Origin of the sequence: Enterococcus sp. DIV2379 (assembly GCF_050542965.1) — a bacterium.
Lineage (GTDB): Bacteria > Bacillota > Bacilli > Lactobacillales > Enterococcaceae > Enterococcus_D > Enterococcus_D entomosocium.
On the sequence record NZ_CP172938.1, the window covers coordinates 854,663 to 875,223 of the forward strand.

A 20,561-nucleotide genomic window follows, 5' to 3' on the forward strand; every position below is an offset into this window, starting at 1 on the left:
GCTCCTTTTATAATTGCTTGATACAGCTCAAAAAGTGGTGATAGTCACTTTTTTGTAAGATTGCTTGTTGAATATCTTCACGATCCATCAATTCTAATAAAAGACTATAGATTTCTTCGGTATCTTCATATTCGTCTTTTTGAATCGCAAAGAGAAAGACAAATTTAACCAAATCACCATTTCCCCAATCAACACCATCAGGAATGATCGCCACTGAAACGGCTGAGCGTTTTGCCAGCAATGTCATGGGGTGGGGGATAGCAAGCCACTCGTTAATATTGGTCTGATTGATTGCTTCTCGTTTTTTCACACTGTCATAAAAATCTTGGGGCACAAAATCTTTTTGGTACAATTGCTGCGCCATTTTCTTTAGTAAGGTTTCTTTATCTGCATGATTTTCATGAAGAAAAAATGCTTTTTGAAACAATGAATAGATGCCGTCTTTTGTTTCACTGAGCGTTTCAATGAACGGTTCGATTTTGCCAATTTCTTTATCTAGCTTGGCCATGTTGATGTAAATAGAGGGAACCGAAAACTGTTCTAATGGAACGGTTGTGATCACAAAATCAATCGCAGAAAGATCACATTGTTGTAGCTCGACGTAAGAAAAGCGATCAACGACTTCGATCGTTTCTTGATAGTGCTTGATAATTTTTGCTTCAATAATACGACTCATGGCTCGACCAGTTCCACAAACAAGGATGACGCGATGTTTATGATGATTTCTGATGGAATTCCTTTCCATAGCACCTGCGATGTGCAAAGCGATATAGCCGATCTCATCAGGAGAAAAATAAAAACCGTGTTTCAGGCTTACCGTTTCTAAATGAGTCAAACATAAATCATAAGCCTGTGGAAAAGATTTTTTGATCGTTGTCAGCAATGGATTGCTACGGCGTGCATCCATTAGATTCATATTGATAAAGCCCTCAATATGAGATGTCAGATCTTCTATTAGCATCTTGTCTGTCTCTAATGCATAGTTTGACGTCTGTTTGATCGCAGTTAATAATTCTTCCACAATGGCTTTCGCAGTTTTCGTGGAAGAATCGCTTGCATCGCCTGTTTCAACTAAACGTGGTGCGTTCATCGCGAGATAGTAAATGAAGTATTGTTTTTCTCCAGCAGTCAATTGTATATCAAATGCATGATCGATTTCTTCTAAGAAGTGACCTACAACTTTCTGGGCGTCTTTTTTGAGCGCGGGCACATGCAAGGGAAATTCGTTGATCTGATGACCGGCTATAAAGCGACTGATTGCTAAAGCAAAATGAGAAAGAATGTTTTTATGATAGTAATCAGAGTCTAATAAGTCTAAGGGTGCCAGATGATTTAATGACAATTCTTGCAAGCGGGTTAGATCAATCGTATCAAACAACTCAAGTTCCATTTCCGTGAAGCCGACCAAATACTCTTGGAGATCTTTTTCAATCAACAGATCACTGATTGCTTGGCGTTTGGCGAATTCGTTACCCAAGACTTCAAAGCCAATATTTGGACGATTTACTATTTTTAATTGATAGGTCGCTAAATTGTCTCGAGCCGTTTTTAAGTATGAGTAAAAGGTGTTTTTACTAATAAATAATCGATCAAGAAAATCATCCAAGGATAAAGGGGTTTCATTCTTAAATAAAAGGAAAAGTAGATAAGCTTGTCGTTCTTCACTCGTAGTTAGAAAGGACTCGGTAGTCGACATACTTTCAGTCCACCAGTCATGAAATCGTTCTTTTGAACCAATAGACAACAAATAGCCTTGTCCTCGAATCAACTTAATGGAGGCTCCTACATTTGTTAACAAATCATTCAAATTTGCAATGTCGGTCCGAACCGTTCGCTCAGAAATCGAGAAGCTTTTTGTTAACTCCTTCATTGGTAGCGGCGCCGTTTGTCTAGTTAATACTTCCATTAGATCATCTAATCGTTGATAAGCAAGTTTTGACACTTGTTTCACCTCCGTGCTCTTTCTCATCATACAATAGAAAGAATAAGAATGAAATGCTTCACCAGTACCGAAAGTTTCCAGAAGAGTTGGCAATCATTTTGGAAAACGCTTTACTAATGATTGCCGCTTGAATTGGAAATTTGTTGTGTTTACATGGTGAATCAGAAACCGTAAATTAAACGTGTACAGAAAATAAACCACACGAATTACGCTAATGGTTTCATAATAAAGGAAAGGAGCAGATGAGATGGATTTTCAGGAAAAAAACATTCTCTTGAATGTGGCTGTTACATCAAAAGAAGAACTGTTTCACGTAATTGCGCATCATGCCTATGAATCAGGGATCGTTACCAATGCAGCAGATACATGTGAGGCATTCATTGAACGGGAAGCACAATATTCAACCGGCTTACAAGAAGGCTTTGCTATTCCACATGCAAAAGCTGAACCGGTTTTGGAACCGACCGTTTTGTTTATTCGTTTAGAGCAAGCCATCGAATGGGAAACTTTCGATGATTCGGCAGTCAAAAATGTGTTTGCTTTGATGGTCCCTAAAAAAGATGAAGGAACGGTGCATCTGCAAATGCTGAGTCGTCTAGCAACCGCATTGCTTGAAGAGACATTCATCCAGCAGATTCAACAATCAGAAGACAAAGCTTATTTAGCAGAATTGATCAAAAAGGAAATGATGGGAGAGAAAATTATATGAAAATAGTAGGGATTTCCGCCTGTCCAGCAGGATTGGCACATACACCGATGGCGGCAAAAGCTTTAGAAAAAGCTGGTGCGAAACTTGGCTATGAGGTCAAGATCGAACAGCAAGGCTCGTTAGGGCAAGTCAATGAGATCACTGCAGCCGAAGCAAAAGAAGCAGATTTCTTGCTTTTAGCGACTGACCAAAAAGTTGTTGGGATGGAACGGTTTGAAGGAAAACCGCAAATTCGAGTAAATATCAATACGTGTATCAAAGCACCGGAAGCGGTGCTGAAGAAATGTGTCGCTGCTGTTGAACAAAGAAACGCAAACTAAAGGAAAGAGGCAAGGATGATGAAAAGAGTTCTAGCAGATTTAAAAGGCCACTTGATGAGTGGAATTAGTTTTGTACTGCCATTGATTATTGGTGCTTCACTGGTTGTTGCCATTCCGAAAATGATTGCTCTTGGTATGGGGATCACAAGCTTAGATCCTTATGCTGACACGGAAGGCTTTAAACATGCGCTTTATTTGATTGAACAAGTAGGGTGGACAGGAATCGGCTTGATCAATACTGTCTTGGCTGGTTTTATCGCGTATTCTGTTGGAGATAAGGCTGCGCTAGGTGCCGGCTTTATCGGTGGCGCAGTCGCTTCTAGCACCAATGCTGGGTTTTTAGGGGCAGTTATTGCTGGGTTCTTAGCAGGATACTTAGTGAAGTGGGCGAAAGAACATATCAAATTACCGGAGTCGTTTGCTGGGGTGATGCCGCTGGTAATTTTACCCTTGATTGCTACATTGTCTGTAGCAATCGTCATGGGCGCCTTACTCTCTGAGCCATTGGCGTGGATCAATACTAGTTTGGTTGAATGGATCCGAACCATGATTGAAAATGACGTTAACAAAATTTTACTGGCAGTCATCATGGGGGCAATGATTGGCTCTGACTTAGGGGGACCTGTAAACAAAGCTGCTTGGATGGCAGGAAATGTGTTACTAGCGGAAGGGGTCTTTTTGCCAGCTATCATCGTGAATGTTGCGATTTGTGCGGTACCATTTGGATATGCCTTAGCAACTTTGTTCCACAAAAATCGATTCAACAAAGAGCTACTGGATGCTGGGCGTAATAACTTTATTATGGGGTTCATCGGAATCACAGAAGGAGCAATTCCTTTTACATTAGTCAATCCATTACGGCTTGTGCCGATCAACATGTTGGGAGGAGCAATCGCTTCTGGTTTGGGGATCGCATTAGGAATGTATGACAAAATGCCGCCAGTTGGGGGAATATACGGCTTCTTCACTGTTGGAAACGGTTGGGCGTATTTGATTGGACTATTTGCAGGAGCAGCCTTCATCGGTTTTGTCGCGCCTTTATTCGTGAATTTCAATAAGCAAGAAGAACAAACAGAAGATATTGCCCTCGATGATATTGAAGTGAGCTTTGAAAATTAAGCAACAAGGCTGATTAGCTAAATAGTAGCAAAAGAAAAGGCACGAGCAGGTGATTTTTCAAGAACGCTTTAAGGCATCTGACAATGTCAAGACTTGGGGAAGAAAACGAGAGTATTTGAAGAGAATCGATTTTCAAAATTCGAAGTATTTGTGTAAGAATCAAATTATGTGTACCAGATGGTAAAAAAATTGAGAAAAATTAATAGGCACGAACGACACCCATCGTTACGTGCCTTTTCTAATCACGGGAGAGGAATGATTGAATGAAAAAAACAGTACATGTCGTACCCCACAGTCATTGGGATCGCGAATGGTATTTTACGACGAGTCGCTCGAAAATCTATTTGATGCACGATCTAAAAAACGTCATTGAACAACTAGAAAAGGATGATCCTTATGAAAGTTTTATCTTAGATGGACAGGCTTCTCTGTTAGATGATTACTTGAAATGGCGTCCGCAGGACAAAGAAAGGATTCAACAACTTGTTCAACAAGGGAAGTTGATCATTGGTCCATGGTACACACAAACCGATCAATTAGTGATTTCGGGAGAAAGCATTGTTCGAAATATGTTATATGGCATGAAAATTTGTGAAGCATTCGGAACCTACATGAATGTCGGCTATGTGCCAGATTCTTTCGGACAAGCAGCTAGTATGCCGCAAATCTATCGTGAGTTTGGTATCACTGACACGATGTTTTGGCGCGGTGTCAGTGATGACGATGTTAAATGCACAGAGTACAAATGGCGTGGAGAAGATGGTTCTGTGGTCAATGTTTATCAGATCCCAAGTGGGTACTACATTGGCGGTGCCATTCCTGAGCGAGAAGTAGAATTAGCAAAGTTCTTACATCAAGAACCGTTTAAAACGACTTGGGGACGCAGTGCAACGGATCAAGTGTATTTTCCAAATGGTTTCGATCAAGCACCAGTTAGAGAAAATCTTCCAGAATTGGTTGATCGAATGAATCAACTGTATCAGGATGAGTATGTGTTACAATTTTCAACGATCGAAAAATACATTGCTGCGGTCAAAGCACGCCATCCTGAGTTGGAAGAAATCGCTGGTGAACTGATCAACGGCAAATTGATGCGAATCCACAAAACGATTTTTTCTTCACGTCCTGATTTGAAGGCGATGAACACCCAGATCCAACATTACTTAGTCAATGTCATGGAGCCTATCTTAACCATGGCTATGCAATTAGGATTTGAGTACCCCGTAGAAACAGTCATAGAGATTTGGAAGTTAATGTTTGAAAATGCGGCGCATGATTCGATTGGTTCTTGTGTTTCTGATACGACCAACGAAGATATCTATATGCGCTATAAGCAAGCGCGAGATATTTCTATGAATCTTGTCGAATTGACGTTACGACAGATTTCTACTGCAATCAACAACCCACAAGCAAAAGAAATTACTTTTACGCTTTTCAATACCTATGACACAAAACGTAATGGGGTGATCGAAGCAGAGGTTTATTTGCCGCAAAAAGAGTTTGCGATCCTTGACCAGTCAGGTCAGGCGTTACCTTATACGATTTTAGAGCTTACCGACCAAACGGAGTATGTGTTGAATCAGGGGAACATATTAGATCCAGTCAAGGAGATCTATTTGCCGGAGAAAGTCTATAAAGCAAAAATTGCCATAGAAACGACTGACGTGCCGAGTATGGGGTATACCCAGCTGACGATTGATTTAAAAGGTGATACAAGCGCACCATTGCAGGAGATTACAACCAATACGATCGAAAATGAGTACTATCAGATCACTGTCAATAGCAATGGTTCGTTGGATATTCTAGATAAAACCAATCAAGTGCTTTATCAAAATCAAGGGATTATTGAAGAAAATGGCGACGATGGTGATTCATTCAATTATTCACCACCTGTGAAAGATTTTGTGATTTCATCAATTGATGCGCAACCAACGATCTCGATTCTGCAATCAGCGATCTACCAAAAGATTGATGTGGCATTCACCCTGAGGGTTCCGAAGGATTTAGCTGAACGTGCAGAAAAGAAGATCTCGGCTTCACTGCCGATCCAATTGACGATCGTGTTAAAAAAACAATCGCAACAAATTGATTTCAAATTAACGGTTGAAAATCAACAAGTGGATAGCCATCGGGTATGTGTGCTATTTGATACCGGAATTGCCTCGAAATTTTCGCTGGCTGACCAACAGTTTGGTACATTGCAGCGTCCGGTTATGTTTGAAAAAGAAATGGCCCTTTGGGAAGCCAATAAAGAGCAATGGAATGAGCAACCGATCGCCATAGAAACGTGTCAATCGTTTGTCAGTTTATTCGATGCATCCCATGGCGTAGCAGTAATGCCTCAGGGTGTACGTGAATATGAGATCGTGGGGGAAGCGTTTGATACGATTCGCTTAACGATTTTCCGAACCTATGGCTTCATGGGGAAAGAGAATCTACTGTATCGTCCAGGGCGTGCTTCAGGAGAATCAGTGATTGCGACACCAGCTGCGCAGTGTCACAAAACGATGCATTTTGATTTTTCTGTTGCTTACTTTGCGCAAGGATTTGATCAAGCAAATGTTGCGCAACGTGCCAAACAAGCAGTAACACCGATCACGCTTTATCAATCCGCAGAATTCCTGAATTCCCGATTGATTTTTACTTTAGGGCCGGTTGAACCAACCTTACCGGCAAACTATAGTCTTTTTGAGATCAATGGCAATTTGACCCTAAGTGTATTGAAAAAAGCCGAAGCTCGTCCAGGTTATATTTTGCGTCTATACAATGGGCTTTTAGATGAAGTTGGACACGCGACGATCACATTTAACCATCCAGTGAACGTAGTAGAAACAGTCGATTTAAAAGAAGCTACAAAAGAAGCACTTCTTGTGGAAAAGAATGTAGTCACTCTTGAAAAGATAGGCCATGCAAAATTTGTGACATTGTATGTAGAATAATTGCTAGTGATCGAGAGTAAGGATATTCAAGTGCAGAGTTGAAGAAAATTCATAGTGAAAAGGTCAACCTCCCGTATACATTTTAACCAGATGTGTATGGGAGGTAGGTTTTATTTTTGACTATTTTTAACAGTTTTTGTTGAGAGTCTATCAATTCACAGCAATGAAAGGCAAAGAATTTTCTCAGCCACAGCTTTTCCTAAAATTTCCCCTCCAGTTTGAGAAAAATGCAGATGATCCCCCGAATCAAATGCAGAAGCTAATCTCGTTTTATCAGAAGGATCTCTTACCATATCATTGATATCGATCGTATTTGCTTGAGTCATTATCCATTGATTACACGCAGTTCGGATAGCTTCTTTTTCCTCGGTCCAACTCGGCTTTCCTTGGTTGTAAGAATAGTTAAAAGGGGGAAGCGTGAGGGGAACAAACGGAATGTCTGCTTTTTTTGCCAGATTTATTAGAACTTTGTAGTGTTTGATCAACTCATCTTTGGTAGGTAATTCTGAAAGTGGAGAGCCCGTTCCTGGATGAAATAAGTCATTTAACCCAATCAATGAAACGATCAAATCTGGCTTTTGATCCACGACATCTGCTTGGAACCTGTCGATTCCTGCAACACCAAAGCTGTCTTTCCAACGAGAAATCCCTGAACCAGCATGTGTCAGACGATTGCCTGATATGCCAGCATTAAAGCTTGTTGCAATCAGACCACGTTTGTTTAGATTGTCGATGACACTATCACTAAAATATCCTTGATTCGTCAAAGAGTCGCCAAAAAAAGCAATGACTTTTGCATCAACTTTCGTTTCTAGAGCAACTGAAGTAATCCCAAAAATAAAGTTATTGGTTTCTCTTATATTCGAATGGACTACTTGATCAGATAGTAAGTTTGCCGAGGAAGATACTCGATTGATCTCGTTGGAGAATAATGCCTCTATCAGAATATCGGCTCCTTTGGTTACTGAAAAATCAATGTCATCTGTCCATAAAGTGGATCCAGCTGGGACAATGAATTGTGGTCGATTATCTAAGGTAATAACATTGGATTGTTGGTTTCCCGGATTACTACTGATTTTTATCGACTCTACGTTTAAATCAAAAGAATCATAGCGGTTACAAAGTTCGAGTGCTAATCGTTGTCCAGAAAGCGGCTGCTTGATTCTTAAACGTAATTTACGTCCATTAGGAGAAAAGTTTAGTACTTGGTAATTAGAAAATACTTGATGCCAAATTATTTTTTTCATCATATATCACCTTACAGTTCATCTGCAGCTTTCATTTTATCATTGAAACCAAAAAGCCAAGTCAAAAGAAAGGATAGCAAAAATGTTCCTATATGAGAGAGTAGATAAGCATAGAAGTTTTTATCGATCCCTGCAACCGGGTTGATAAAAGAGGCAAATCCTATAACCCCACCTGCGAATCCATAGTTGACCAAGTGAAGGAAACCTGCTAGAGCACCACCAAAAATATTTGAAAGGGTCACGAGATAGAAGACTTTTTTGTATTTTAGTAGAATACCATAGATTGCAGGTTCGCCAACACCGCATATTTGTGAAAGAGTGGCAGCAAAGGCAACTTGTTTTAGTTGAGCTTTTTTTGTTTTCAATGCGATTGAGCATGTTGCACCCGCAATACCCATCATCAATACAGACGAGAAGGCATTCATCATACTAAATCCGTTAACAGTTAAATCGTTGACGATGATCGGAATCAATGGCCAATGCATGCCGAAGACCACTAAGACTGGAAAAAGTGCGCAATAGACTGCTCCGCCAATAATCGTGTTAAAGTCAAAAATGGTACTAATTCCGAATGCTAGCCCATCACTAATAATCGTTATGATTGGTCCGATGATAAGAAGAACGGCTAAGCTTAGTACCAGAACTTCAACGATTGGTGACACAATGGAAGAAATCACGAGAGGAACAATTTTCTTTAAAAACTTTTCAACATACGTTGCTAACCAAGCAGCGACCAGAATAGGGAAAACCGAAGCTGTATAATTCATAATGGGGAATTCTATGCCCAAAATAGCGACCTTCGCAGCTGTACTTGAAGCAATAGTGACTATATTTGGATGAATGAGTATCGCACCCACGACTGCCAGAACAATAGGATTCACCTTTAATTTTTGAGCTGCAGTAAAACCTAAGATGACAGGTAAAAAATAAAAAATGCCATCTGCAATCGTGCTAATCAATAGATAAGATTGCGAACTATCTTGTAATAAACCAAACGTCACCAACGAAGCTTGTAATCCTTTGATTATTCCAGCTCCTGCAAGAAGACCGATGACGGGCATCATTGAACCTGTAATTATGCCAATAAACTGATTGAAGCCATTTCGAAATAGCTGAAGAAAATCACTATTGGAATCATTTTCCACCACTCCCTCTGTAGAATCAAAGACTTGATCATTGTTTAACTGGCGCATTACTTCCTCGTAAATAGCATTTACTTTGTTTCCAACAACCACCTGATATTGTCCTTGAGCTTCTACTACGCCCATTACATCATCCAACTCTTTTATCTTAGTTGTATCGGCTTTCTCTTTGTCCACTAGATAGAAACGAACACGTGTAATGCAGTGGATCACATTTTTGATATTATTTTTTCCACCAACGTACTCAATCATGTACTCCGCTAACTGTTTGTCACTCATAATAAAACCTCCTCATTTCTTTTAACCGGTTACGCTCATTTTAAATTTGTTTAAACAAATAATCAAGCATTTGTTTAAACAAATTTAAGTTTTTTTGTATAGGTAGAATGATATCATGTTATAATTAACTGAAAGAGTGAGGTGGAACTATGGTGAATAAGTTTCGGGATATTTATGACACTTTGAAAAATGAAATTAATGAGGGACTCTATAACGATACAATGGTTTTACCGACCGAAATGGCGTTAATTGAGCGATTTGGTACTAGTAGAAATACAGTTCGCAGAGCGATTCAACTGCTTAATGAAGATGGATTGGTTTATAGTGTGAAAGGAAGAGGGGTAGTTATTCTTGAAAGAATCGAGATTGACAAGAAGTCTTTCAAGGTAGGAAATTTTCAAGGATTGAAGGCACTATCCGCAGATACTGAGGTCGAAAAAAAAACAATTGTGCAAGAATTTCACGAGTTGACTGTTGATGATTCATTAGCAAAAAAAATTTCATTTCCGGTTGGTGAAAGAGTATACCTTGTGAAACGATTACGCCTCATTGATGGGAAAGCGATGATGTCAGATACGAGTTATTTCAAAAAAAGTATCGTTAAGGGTCTTAATGAGAAAATCATAGCCGGATCAATCTACGACCATATCAAACAAAACTTAGATTTTAAAATCGCTGCATCAAAGTCTATAATGAAAGTTGAATCTGCAAAAGATTCTGACTTTAAAGAATTAGCTTTAGGAAAAAATAATTGTGTGGGAATATTGGAAAATGCGGTCTATAATGATATGGGAAAATTATTCGAATATACGACAATCAGGTATATTCCTAACGAATATGCACTCATTTCATTTGATCAAAATTAAAAACTGGTTTAGCTAAATAACATAAAAGATCATAGCAAAGGGATTTCTAGTACATTGTCTGTATACTTTTTTTCTATTGCACTTGTACAAATCAACTAGCTGTCATTTATTTCTAAGTTGATAAATGAATGTGAGTTATCTAAAACAAGACCGAATAAAAAGCCAAAAGGTGGGAGAATACTATGAGAATTAGAGCTGCTGCATTGTCTGATCATAAAGAACTAGCTCATTTGTCGAAAGTACTAGGCTATCCAATCGAAGAAGAAGTATTGATCGAAGGCCTAAAGAGAATTTTAGCTGAGGAGGATCATCTCTTGCTGGTCGCTGAAATAGAGGGAAAAGCAGTTGGAATGATTGAAGCACAGCCATATTCAACAGTTTATTCTGCCGGGCGATTTTTTAATGTCCTAGGTTTGGTAGTGGATGATCAAGTGCAAAAGCAAGGCGTTGGCGGGAAACTACTGTCGACAATTGAAGCAGAAGCCCGACAGCGAGGAATGCAAGGCATTCGATTAAATTCGAATGTCAAACGCCATGCTGCCCACAAGTTTTATGAAAACCATGGCTACCACAGCAGTCATGAACAGAAACGGTTTATCAAGGAATTATAAAAATGCAAAGACGCTGGAGGAGTGACAAACGACTCTTCAGCGTCTTTTTTGTATCCACGTTTTTATTTGTTCAATTTAAGACAGAAAATCTAGGTTCTAAGGGATCAATGCTAGCTGTAGCCTTCAGATACAAATGCATAGATCATGGAGGAACATTTCTTTAATCTTTTAGTGAAGAGGATAATTTTATTAACTGGTCCACGATTAAATAGATAACATTCTATTTCTATGACTTGAATAGTGGTAAGAAAATCACTCAATCGTTGAGGAAAATGGACGTACACTAGATAAACCCATTTAATTGCTACATTTTTATCCGTCTAATCATAGGAATGTATTAATGTTTGCTAAAGATCAATCAGATACTCAAACTTTTTTAGTTTTTGATAAGCTGATTTTCCTTTTCTTGAAAGTTTCACTTTGCTGAATTTAAATCGTCTTCGATTGGCTGATAGCAAGGATCGATGTAATCGAGTATTGATGATAGATTCAATTTCATTCTCTTCTTCTGTGGTTAATTTGATAGGGGAATACCCGCTTTTAATCAAAGAATATGAATATTCCAGACAGCTCATTTTATAAATAAAAGCAGTCAATTTTACTTTTTCGACCCTCATTTAATCACCCTTTCTTCTTAAAATATAGTAGTAAAGAAGATACAAAATTGCCATTCGATATTTACTTCGTGTTATGCAAATATTGAAAAAGAGATGAGTTTATGATGGAAGTTCCCTCTATTTATGGCCTGTTATTTTAGCAAGAAATTTTTTTTCTTATCTACTGATTTTTAATAACTAGAAGAAATACCCGATATTGATATGAATAGCCTAGCTATATCAAGGGAATGACATAGGAAAGCAACAACTTAAAAAAAGCAAGACCTAAAATTTTTAAAAGCTGCTTTTTTTGTTTTTTTTTTGCACGGTATTTTTGCGAATTTGGTGCCATTTTAAAAATGATTTTTACTATTTTTTTATTAAAAAACAATTGTTTTCTCTGGGGGGGACTTAGTATGCAAGAAATAATAAATGAATATACGGGTTATAAATAATTGTTATTTTTCTCAAAAATGCATGGCGCTATGAAAATTTCGATTTTGATTTTTTCTTACCCACTTGTAATCTATTAGATGCAAGAAGCAAACAGAACGCACCGTTTTTTTTTTCGAAAAGTTGAATCACTAATTTTAAAAGGTAGACTAAAAGATTTATTTTTCAAAAATATCTTTTAGAAGTGATTCAGCTTTTATAAAAGAAAAATACAATGAGTCATCTAAATTGATGGCTAATTTTCACTAAAGGAGGGTGGTGAATGAAATCAAAAATAGGTGAGGGAATGTTGGTCTTTTGCATAGTAGTTTTCATCCATTTTCCAACTATTGTTTATGGTACACAAACTCAAGAAGTGAAGACTGAAGGCATGATTAGTTTCACTGGTACATACGAACCCATTGGCGCGCCAGAACCTAAGCCGCCAGTTCACGTTGTCAAGCCACCTTCAGATGGTAGTTCAAGTTTGGAAAAAACTTTTCCACAAACAAATATGATCACAAACACTTGGTGGAAATCGATTGGATTAAGTTTACTTATCATTGTCGTTTGTTGGTGGGGGAAAGCATTGAAAAACATATATGAATTAAAAGAAAGTAGGAATGAAATATGAAATTTATTCGTTTAGCGTCAATTGCCGTATTATCTACCACTATTTTAGCTGGAAGTGCGACCAAAGCTTATTCACAAGAGGTTCGAGATGTAACCTCGAATGGACAAGTTGAGTTTCGTCCGGCGGGTGAAGAGGATGGAGAGTTAGAGGTGGTGAATCCAGTACCAAATCCAGATGTGGAGATTGAACCCGAAATTCCTGGGACCACTGGAGAATTATCCATCATGAAAGTAGCAACGATGAATTTCGGTACACAAGTAATATCTAATCAAGATAGAGAATATAACATGGTTGCAGAAATGCAGCAAAAATCTGGAACAACGGGTGACGATAATAAAGTACCTTATGTCAGTTTTGCTCAGGTTCATGATCTACGAGGAACAAATGCCGGTTGGGATCTAGAAGTTAGTTTAAGTAATTTTGAGTCACAAACACAAAACAATATTTTGACGGGTGCTTGGATAGAGTTTGTTGGTTCTGAGATTAGGTACGAGGGAAGCAATAATTTAAATTCACCTAGCGCTCATGAAGATAATTTAGAACTACTCACAAACGGGGCTGCTCGTTCAGTGATGAGAGCGATAAAAGGTCAAGGCGCCGGGGTTTCTTCAGTTGTCTGGGGAAATCAAGAAGAACTGACAAATCAATTTTCCTCAGAAGATTTTGATTCTAAAAATGATGTTGTAGAAAATGGTGCCATCAAATTGCATGTTCCGGGTTCTACTGCTAAAGATGCGACCACGTATAAGGCAACACTGTTATGGGATTTGACAACGACTCCTAATGGCGATGTTGGTGATGAAGAAAATAATATTTAGTAAGAGCAGGCACCAGAAAACTTTATGAAAAATTCTCTACAGCGTTGCATGAATGTGTAGCGTTGTTTTTTTTAGAAAGGATGATTCATTTGAACCATACTCATATATCTACTTATTTACAGCATTTGTTCCTTAAATATAAGGTTTTTTTTCTTCTTTCGATTTTCTTGTTTCCAGCATTGGTCCAAGCCGAAGAAAGTAGCCTGAATTTTCATGTTGTACCGGAATTACCTGCTAGCCAAGTAGACAGTACAAATAGTTACTTTGATCTGAATCTAGCACCAGGTTCAAAAGAGAAATTGTCCTTAAATCTTCATAACGGGAGTGAAGAAACCATTCAAGTGCGAATCACCCCTCATACTGCTTATACCAATGTGCATGGTTTCGTGGAGTATGGCAAAAAGGCAGAAGAACCGGACCCAACATTACTATATTCTCTTGACGAATTGATTGAATCACCAGATGTGGTCGAGCTCAGTGGAAATGAAACAAAAACAGTGAACTTATCACTTCAAATGCCAGACGCTTCCTTTGATGGATTTCTAGCAGGTGGGCTGCGTATTAGTGAAGTGAAGGAAGAGACAGAAGAAACGGTTAGTGAGCAAGAGGGGGTTGCAGTAAAAAATGAATTTGCTTATGTCATAGGAGTTGTGGTCAGCAATACTCGAGATTCTGTAGAACCAGATTTAGAACTCTTAGATGTTTTCCCAAATCAATTGAACTTTCGCAATGTAATTAGCGCGACGATTCAAAATGTGACGCCAACCTTTGTGAATCGACTAGCCATTAAAGCGAGTGTTCAGCGCGAAGGTGAAACAGAAATTCTTTATGAGGCAAGTGACGAGCAAATGCAGATGGCACCTAATTCCCACTTTCATTTTCCAATTCCTTTGGGAGGCGATCGTTTTGAAGCTGGCAATTATCTTTTGAAACTGACAGCAACTTCTAAAGGGGAGACGTGGTCTTGGGAACAAAAATTTACGATTGATTCTGAAAAAGCGCGAAGTTATAACCGTACAGATGTCACGATTGACGCAAGCACAAACTGGTGGATGATAGGATCACTTGTTTTATTTTTTGCGTTATTGGGGATGATCGTTTACGAACTCTATAAGAAAAAGCTTAAAAGAAAGTCAGGAGGTGTGAGATCGGATGAGTAAATTATTTAGGAAAGCGGTAATTTATATTATCGCTTTCAAAATGATTGCACAATCATTCTCTGTACCATTGAACATGGCTTTTGCAGAAACGCTTACTGATTTTGATGATGTGTCTGAAACTAATGAATTTCCTTCTATCGTGGAGCAAACAGAAGCGGATGAATTAAAGGATGAAACCTTTCATTTTTCTGATACTTATCTTAAAGGAAAAGTATCAGAACCGATAATCGTAAAGATTTTTTCAAACAGTGAGTATCTATCTGTTCCTATTACTTTGCCAGAAGAGGCACAGATTGTTGAAGAAAAATTACCAGAGGGTATTTCTATAAAACAAGAAGCACAATTAGGTCGGTGGCTAATTGAATCCGTTCGTCCTCAAGATACATTTGACATTCCTTTGTTTTTCGAAGTTCCAGGGAAATATCAAGTATCTGTATTAGAAAAAATACTTGTTCTTGAAATAGAAGAAGAGCAACCTACAAATGAGGCTAGGGACACAGAGTCAGAGGAAAACAATGGTATTTTTCCTGATGAAGATGGAATTGCTGGACAAGAAAGTGTAGAAACGGGTATTGATTATGAAGCATACAGTGAACATCTTGAGTTATTCAATGAAGTTTTTGAAGGCACACCATTAAACGAGAACAGAAAAGTTATCGTAGATGTGAACAATCTGCAAGACTATTTTCATTTTATTGGCAACGCAAAGAATGACGGTTTTGGTCAAGTGACACTCACGGAAGAAGTAACCAATCAAGCCGGTGCCATAACTCTAAAAGAAAAAATGCTCTCTGGTTATCCTATGCGAGTCACTGGCTCGATTAATACTGGACGTCTCAGTAATACGGGTTTAGGTTCGAGTAGAGGTGGCGATGGGGTCGGCTTTGGTTTTCATGCGGATGACTTAGATGCTGTAGGTGAAACAGGTCAGGGGATGGGGCTTGCAGGATTGGCTTCTTCTTTTGGCTTTAAAATTGATACGTATAGAAACAGTAGTGCAACAGCTCTAACTGAAGCGGACCCCTCGTCAATAGATGGAACTTCAAACTCTGCATTTGGTGCATTTGTTTATACAGACTCAAACTCAGGCATCCTGCGAAACTATCAAGGGAATGAAGCGCCTCCTCGAGTCACAACAAATCCCAGTAATAACTCTTTTCGAAATTTCTCATTAGTTTACAATCCCGGTGTCGACAACAAAATACTCAGTATTAGCTATGAAGGAAGAGTATGGCGAGTTGATGTTTCTCAGTGGATAGACACAGAAGACTTATCTTTTATCATTTCTGCTGCGACAGGTGGGTCAGTCAACCTCCATCAAATTCGTCTTGATCGCTTTGAGTATGTGGCAGCAGCTACGGAATATGATTTTATTGAAGGGGATCGGACCAATTTTTTGGACCATTTTCATTTGAGCGGTTCGGCAATTTATAATGACCAGACTGGAATCGTCACACTAACCGAGGATAGGAGCAATCAAAACGGTAGTATTTTACTTAAAGAAAAATTGAGTAATATGCATCCTTTTGAGTTTAAAGGTCGTGTCAATATTGGGAATGGAAACGGAGGACAAGGAGCATCGGGTAGTTCTTTGAGCGGAAGTGATGGCGGTGATGGAATAGGTTTTGGCTTCCATCAATCTGAACTTGATACGTTAGGTCAGTCTGGACAAGGGATGGGCATAGCAGGACTGCAAAACGCTTGGGGATTTAAATTAGATACTTATCACAATCGTGTGGATTCGGGATCTGCCACTGCAGATTTAGACGAGTTTCGATCAACTGGTGTTTGGCCTTTGGTTACCCACAATCCACATGGGTCATTCATCTATACTAGAGACGATGGAATGTTGACTAGCCATGTAAGTAACAATAACGATAGTTCAGCAGCAAAGGCGATCTTAAGGAATAATAATAATTTATTTAGAGAGTTTAAAATGACCTATAATCCCGGAGAGTATGATTCGATTTTGTCAATTGAGTATAATGGTCAGGTTTGGCACCATGATGTCAGTGAATGGCTATCTAGTGGAAATGTTACTGCTTTGTCTTTTATTATTTCAGCAGCAACAGGCGCTCAGAGTAATCTACAACAGATAGAGGTAGATTACTTTAAATATATTGTTGGAGAGGGATCGGTCAACGTTGAATACAAAGATATTGATACACAGGAGAATATTTTGTCTGGGGAATCCTTTACGGGCAAGTTGGGTGACTCCACTTTCATCGATCCTAAAAGTAAAGAAAGTGATGAACCATTTCTTAATGGCTATGATTTTGTAGGAATTAGTGAAGACTCCTCTTCGCTGATTGACGACAAAGGATATTACACATTTTCAGATGAAGAAAAGACAATTGTTTATTACTTTACTAGAGCAAAAAATGAAGTCAAAGTGATGCACGTCGCCGAGCCAGGAACGATTGTTTTTAAAGAAGAAACCGTTGAAATTCCCGTGAATCAACACAAAGAATTTTCTGCAGAATATTTTGAAGGATATGAACTCTTATATATTCAAAATGATGAGGAAATCTTAGAAGATGTGCAATCTCTTACTTTAAAAATTCAAAGAGACGCTCCTAAATGTATCAGATTCGTTTATATAAAAGAAAATGATCGTGTTTCTCCGTTAGATCCACTAGCTCCAGATAAAGAAGTAAATCCTGAAAATCCCCCATCTCTGCCTGAAAACCAGGGATTGTTCAGTATTGATTTTGCATCCAATTTTTATTTTGGCTCCTTTGCAATTTCCGCACAAGACAAAAGATATTACGCTAAGCCACAAAGATTATTATCAGTTGATGGAATGTTCATTGAAGAGGAGATTCGACCAAATTACGTTCAAGTCAGCGATCGCCGTCCATCAAATACTCGTGGGGGATGGGAGCTCTCTGTGAGTCAAAACGAGCAATTCTATAGCGCTGAAACAGGATCGGAGTTAACAGGGGCAAGCTTTATATTCCAGAATCAACAATTAGTTTCAGTACAAGATGGCATCGAACCTGGCTTGCAGCAGACGACACCTATCACACTTATTCCTGGTGGAGCTAAACGCACGGTTTTAAAAGCTCAAGGAGCTGAAGGGACGGGAACATGGATTTATCGATTTGGTGATTTTGAAAGTGCTGGTCGAAGTGTGATTTTAGAGGTTCCTAAGGGTGCCAATCCTGATGCTGCAAGTTATAAAACGACATTAACCTGGGAGTTAAGTTCGGTACCATCTAATTGATTTCTCTCGTGAAAAAGTTTGTTTCTTTGGCTTATATAGGAAAATATCAAGTGAAAAGGTCTGCGATGGAGTTGATAGCTACTATCCATGCTACCGTTCGTTTAAGTTTGGACAAGTATTAAATCGAGAATCAGAATAGCCTATACGTGCATTTTGACAGATCATCTACACGTCATTCAATAATGATAAATCAATGATTCCTCCCTTTTTTATGGGCGCACATAAATTATTCTGACAGATATTAATATAGGTGTCTTTCTTTGTTTAGTTGAAGGCTTACGATACTTTTCTGATCGCTTAACAGGTCTCTTTGTGGTGAAGTCTACAATCAAGGTATGTTTCTAAAATGATCAGTGTTGGATAGGGATCCATTGTTCAAGTGATAGAAATTTCTTAAAACATACCAGAGTTCCTAGGTTCTAAAAGAACTAAATGAATGCTAATAGAGCGAATGATACTTATGAACAAAGCGATACTAAAGCGAGTATTAGCAATCTATTTAAGTACTAGTTAGTAGATGGAAAGATAGAAAATGATTACAAATAAAGCGAGGAATATGATGCGTGAACTTCAAATTGCTTTTATTACAAGTCCTATGATCAGAAGATGGATGCGAATTTTAACTATTATAGAACAAGAAGAGACTTTTACAACTATTACGCTAGCTGATAAATTGGCAATCTCCCAACGTACACTAGTCAAAGATATTCATTTAATAAAAGAACACTTCGGTGATAGTGTTGCTATTTATTCAAATAATACTGGTTTTCGTTTTGCTGAAATCGATCGTCTAATGTACCAAGAGAAAAAAGAGGAACTTTTAGACCAAGATGCACTTTATGAAATATTGGAAAGAATTTTTTATGGTGATTTTGCTGACCTCGATGAACTCGCACATCAGTACAATTATGCAGAAACTACCCTAAGACGTTTTTTAAAAAAGACACAACCAACATTGGAAGAATACGATCTTAGCCTCAGCTTTAAACCTGTAAAATTTATTGGAGAGGAGTCAAACATAAGGAAATTTTTCTTTGATTTTTATTATGGAGGCGAACAAACTCCACAAACGGTTCGCCCCCCAGATGACCTGCATGCAATTATTCGAAAAGAACTTTCAGTAGAGTTGAAAACTTATAAAATAGGAACGGGAATTTCAATTGCTGCCTTCTATTCATTACTTTACTTGACTATGGTAAGAGTAAAACAAGAACAGTTGATTAAGGTTCCCGAATGGGCTAAGAGACTCGTTTATCAGGATGAGGATTACCAGTTATTTGAGTCACTGATCCCAATCATTGATAGAGAATACGGAATTCTCCTGCCGAAAGATGAGTTAGTCTGGCTCTATTTAATGATTGTATCAAAACGTACTACAAGTTGCTTGGAATACGAGCAGTGTTTTTTGCTGCGATTTGATCAATGGCCTCAAACTACTGCAATAGTCACTGATTACTTTTCAAATGAACTCTTTAGTCAATGGGATCGTCCTTTGTTAATAACCTTTACGAGGTCTTATTTCATTGCATGGCAATTAAGTAACGCTCTTTGGCCAATATGGAATAAACAGCAAATAGAAGTGAGACATATTGCCATGCAACAATCATCCTATGAAAAAAATGTAGCGTTCCTGAAAAAACATCAGGAGGAATTAAGATTATCTGCTACAGCACTTGAGGAATTAGCTGTTGGATTTACTTTATTTAGTGAACTTTTAATTCATTCTCATCAGCCTCGTCAAAATATTTTATTTTTATTGGAGGGCGATTCAATGGTGGTTCAAAGTATCCGTCTTCAAGCACAACGTTTGTTAGGCGAAAGCTATCAGCTAAATTTTTTATCCTTACCAGAGTTGACAGAGGAGCGCTTAAAATCTAATAAAACAGATTTAATAGTCACGAATTACCGACCATATATTTTTGATTATGAGTTGGAGAAAGATTATCTCCTTATTAATACAATTCCAAATCAGAAAGATTGGGATCAACTAATGCAGAGGTTAAATACTTTAGTGACAAGTTAACTTGATTAAAAAATACGTTTTGAAAATGAAGATAGATAATCTTATTAAAATACTTACTAGGGTTGATGATTTTACTTATTCAAAGATTAAGTACAAAAAGCAAAATTGTACACAAATCGAAAGATTGGAATTCATCATACTTTTTGTGTGCACTATGATTATTTTAAAACTCGTCATATTAAGGTATTGTGATGTTTCTATGGGGATTCACGAGGGAAATTAATGATGAGTCATGCTCATTAAATCTCATAATAATTACCGATTAATCGATGAGATGGTCAAAATGGAATCCGTTACTGGTAAAGTGAGAACATAAAAATTATTAGCTAGCGAGTAGCAGTTACGATTGCGTAGAAAAGGACGTGAGTTCTTTTCTACGTATTTTTTTGGTTTGCCTCATTGATTGAGTTGAAATATTTGAAGGGTTCATTTGTTATATATGGAAGGGATATTTCTCTTATTACATGAATCGTATTAGGAAGTTTTAAATAAAAGCAG

At 38.1% G+C, this 20,561-nt stretch carries 14 protein-coding genes; 11 read left to right on the plus strand and 3 right to left on the minus strand.

Features of this window, described 5'->3' with window-relative positions; all coding sequences use genetic code 11:
- Positions 1 to 7: 7 nt before the first annotated feature.
- A complete protein-coding gene (locus IGI92_RS03925) occupies positions 8 to 1,942 on the minus strand; it encodes a BglG family transcription antiterminator (protein ID WP_244733112.1) in 1,935 nt (644 codons plus the stop codon).
- 247 nt (positions 1,943 to 2,189) lie between these two features.
- On the opposite strand from IGI92_RS03925, the gene IGI92_RS03930 reads away from it, so the two are divergent.
- From IGI92_RS03930 to mngB, 4 genes are all read left to right on the plus strand, one after another.
- Positions 2,190 to 2,651: a PTS sugar transporter subunit IIA gene (locus tag IGI92_RS03930; protein ID WP_005237428.1), complete on the plus strand. Its 462-nt coding sequence runs from the start codon at positions 2,190 to 2,192 to the stop codon at positions 2,649 to 2,651.
- Complete coding sequence (locus IGI92_RS03935) at positions 2,648 to 2,971, plus strand: PTS fructose transporter subunit IIB (RefSeq protein ID WP_005237427.1); 324 nt, start codon at positions 2,648 to 2,650, stop codon at positions 2,969 to 2,971. The genes IGI92_RS03930 and IGI92_RS03935 overlap by 4 nt, the downstream gene beginning before the upstream one ends.
- Before the next feature lie 18 nt (positions 2,972 to 2,989).
- Positions 2,990 to 4,090, plus strand: a complete 1,101-nt coding sequence (locus tag IGI92_RS03940) for a PTS fructose transporter subunit IIC (protein WP_008377165.1) — start codon at positions 2,990 to 2,992, stop codon at positions 4,088 to 4,090.
- Between the two features lie 263 nt (positions 4,091 to 4,353).
- Positions 4,354 to 7,029, plus strand: a complete 2,676-nt coding sequence (gene mngB, locus IGI92_RS03945; protein WP_194188906.1) for a mannosylglycerate hydrolase — start codon at positions 4,354 to 4,356, stop codon at positions 7,027 to 7,029.
- A 155-nt stretch (positions 7,030 to 7,184) separates the two neighbouring features.
- On the opposite strand, the gene IGI92_RS03950 is transcribed toward mngB, so the two are convergent.
- On the minus strand, positions 7,185 to 8,276 hold the full coding sequence (locus IGI92_RS03950; RefSeq protein ID WP_430608136.1) for a GDSL-type esterase/lipase family protein: 1,092 nt from the start codon (positions 8,274 to 8,276) through the stop codon (positions 7,185 to 7,187).
- Between the two features lie 11 nt (positions 8,277 to 8,287).
- Positions 8,288 to 9,697, minus strand: coding sequence for a PTS transporter subunit EIIC (locus tag IGI92_RS03955; RefSeq protein ID WP_194188904.1), 1,410 nt, complete (start codon positions 9,695 to 9,697; stop codon positions 8,288 to 8,290).
- Positions 9,698 to 9,846: 149 nt separating this feature from the next.
- On the opposite strand from IGI92_RS03955, the gene IGI92_RS03960 reads away from it, so the two are divergent.
- The 7 genes from IGI92_RS03960 (at position 9,847) to IGI92_RS03990 (ending at position 20,063) form a co-directional block, all read left to right on the plus strand.
- Positions 9,847 to 10,563 (plus strand): GntR family transcriptional regulator, encoded by a 717-nt coding sequence (locus IGI92_RS03960; RefSeq protein WP_005237422.1) that lies wholly within the window; start codon positions 9,847 to 9,849, stop codon positions 10,561 to 10,563.
- A gap of 182 nt (positions 10,564 to 10,745) precedes the next feature.
- A complete protein-coding gene (locus tag IGI92_RS03965) occupies positions 10,746 to 11,174 on the plus strand; it encodes a GNAT family N-acetyltransferase (RefSeq protein WP_194188903.1) in 429 nt (142 codons plus the stop codon).
- Between the two features lie 1,311 nt (positions 11,175 to 12,485).
- Entirely contained in the window at positions 12,486 to 12,836 is a 351-nt protein-coding gene (locus IGI92_RS03970; protein WP_005237418.1) for a hypothetical protein, read from the plus strand.
- Entirely contained in the window at positions 12,833 to 13,654 is an 822-nt protein-coding gene (locus tag IGI92_RS03975) for a WxL domain-containing protein (protein ID WP_005237417.1), read from the plus strand. Before IGI92_RS03970 ends, IGI92_RS03975 begins: the two co-directional genes overlap by 4 nt.
- A gap of 80 nt (positions 13,655 to 13,734) precedes the next feature.
- Complete coding sequence (locus IGI92_RS03980) at positions 13,735 to 14,814, plus strand: DUF916 and DUF3324 domain-containing protein (protein ID WP_430608484.1); 1,080 nt, start codon at positions 13,735 to 13,737, stop codon at positions 14,812 to 14,814.
- Positions 14,807 to 18,040 (plus strand): lectin-like domain-containing protein, encoded by a 3,234-nt coding sequence (locus IGI92_RS03985; RefSeq protein WP_420694629.1) that lies wholly within the window; start codon positions 14,807 to 14,809, stop codon positions 18,038 to 18,040. Before IGI92_RS03980 ends, IGI92_RS03985 begins: the two co-directional genes overlap by 8 nt.
- A 532-nt stretch (positions 18,041 to 18,572) precedes the next feature.
- Positions 18,573 to 20,063 carry a helix-turn-helix domain-containing protein gene (locus tag IGI92_RS03990; RefSeq protein ID WP_016613053.1) on the plus strand — a complete coding sequence of 497 codons (1,491 nt, stop codon included), beginning with the start codon at positions 18,573 to 18,575 and terminating at the stop codon, positions 20,061 to 20,063.
- Positions 20,064 to 20,561 lie beyond the last annotated feature (498 nt).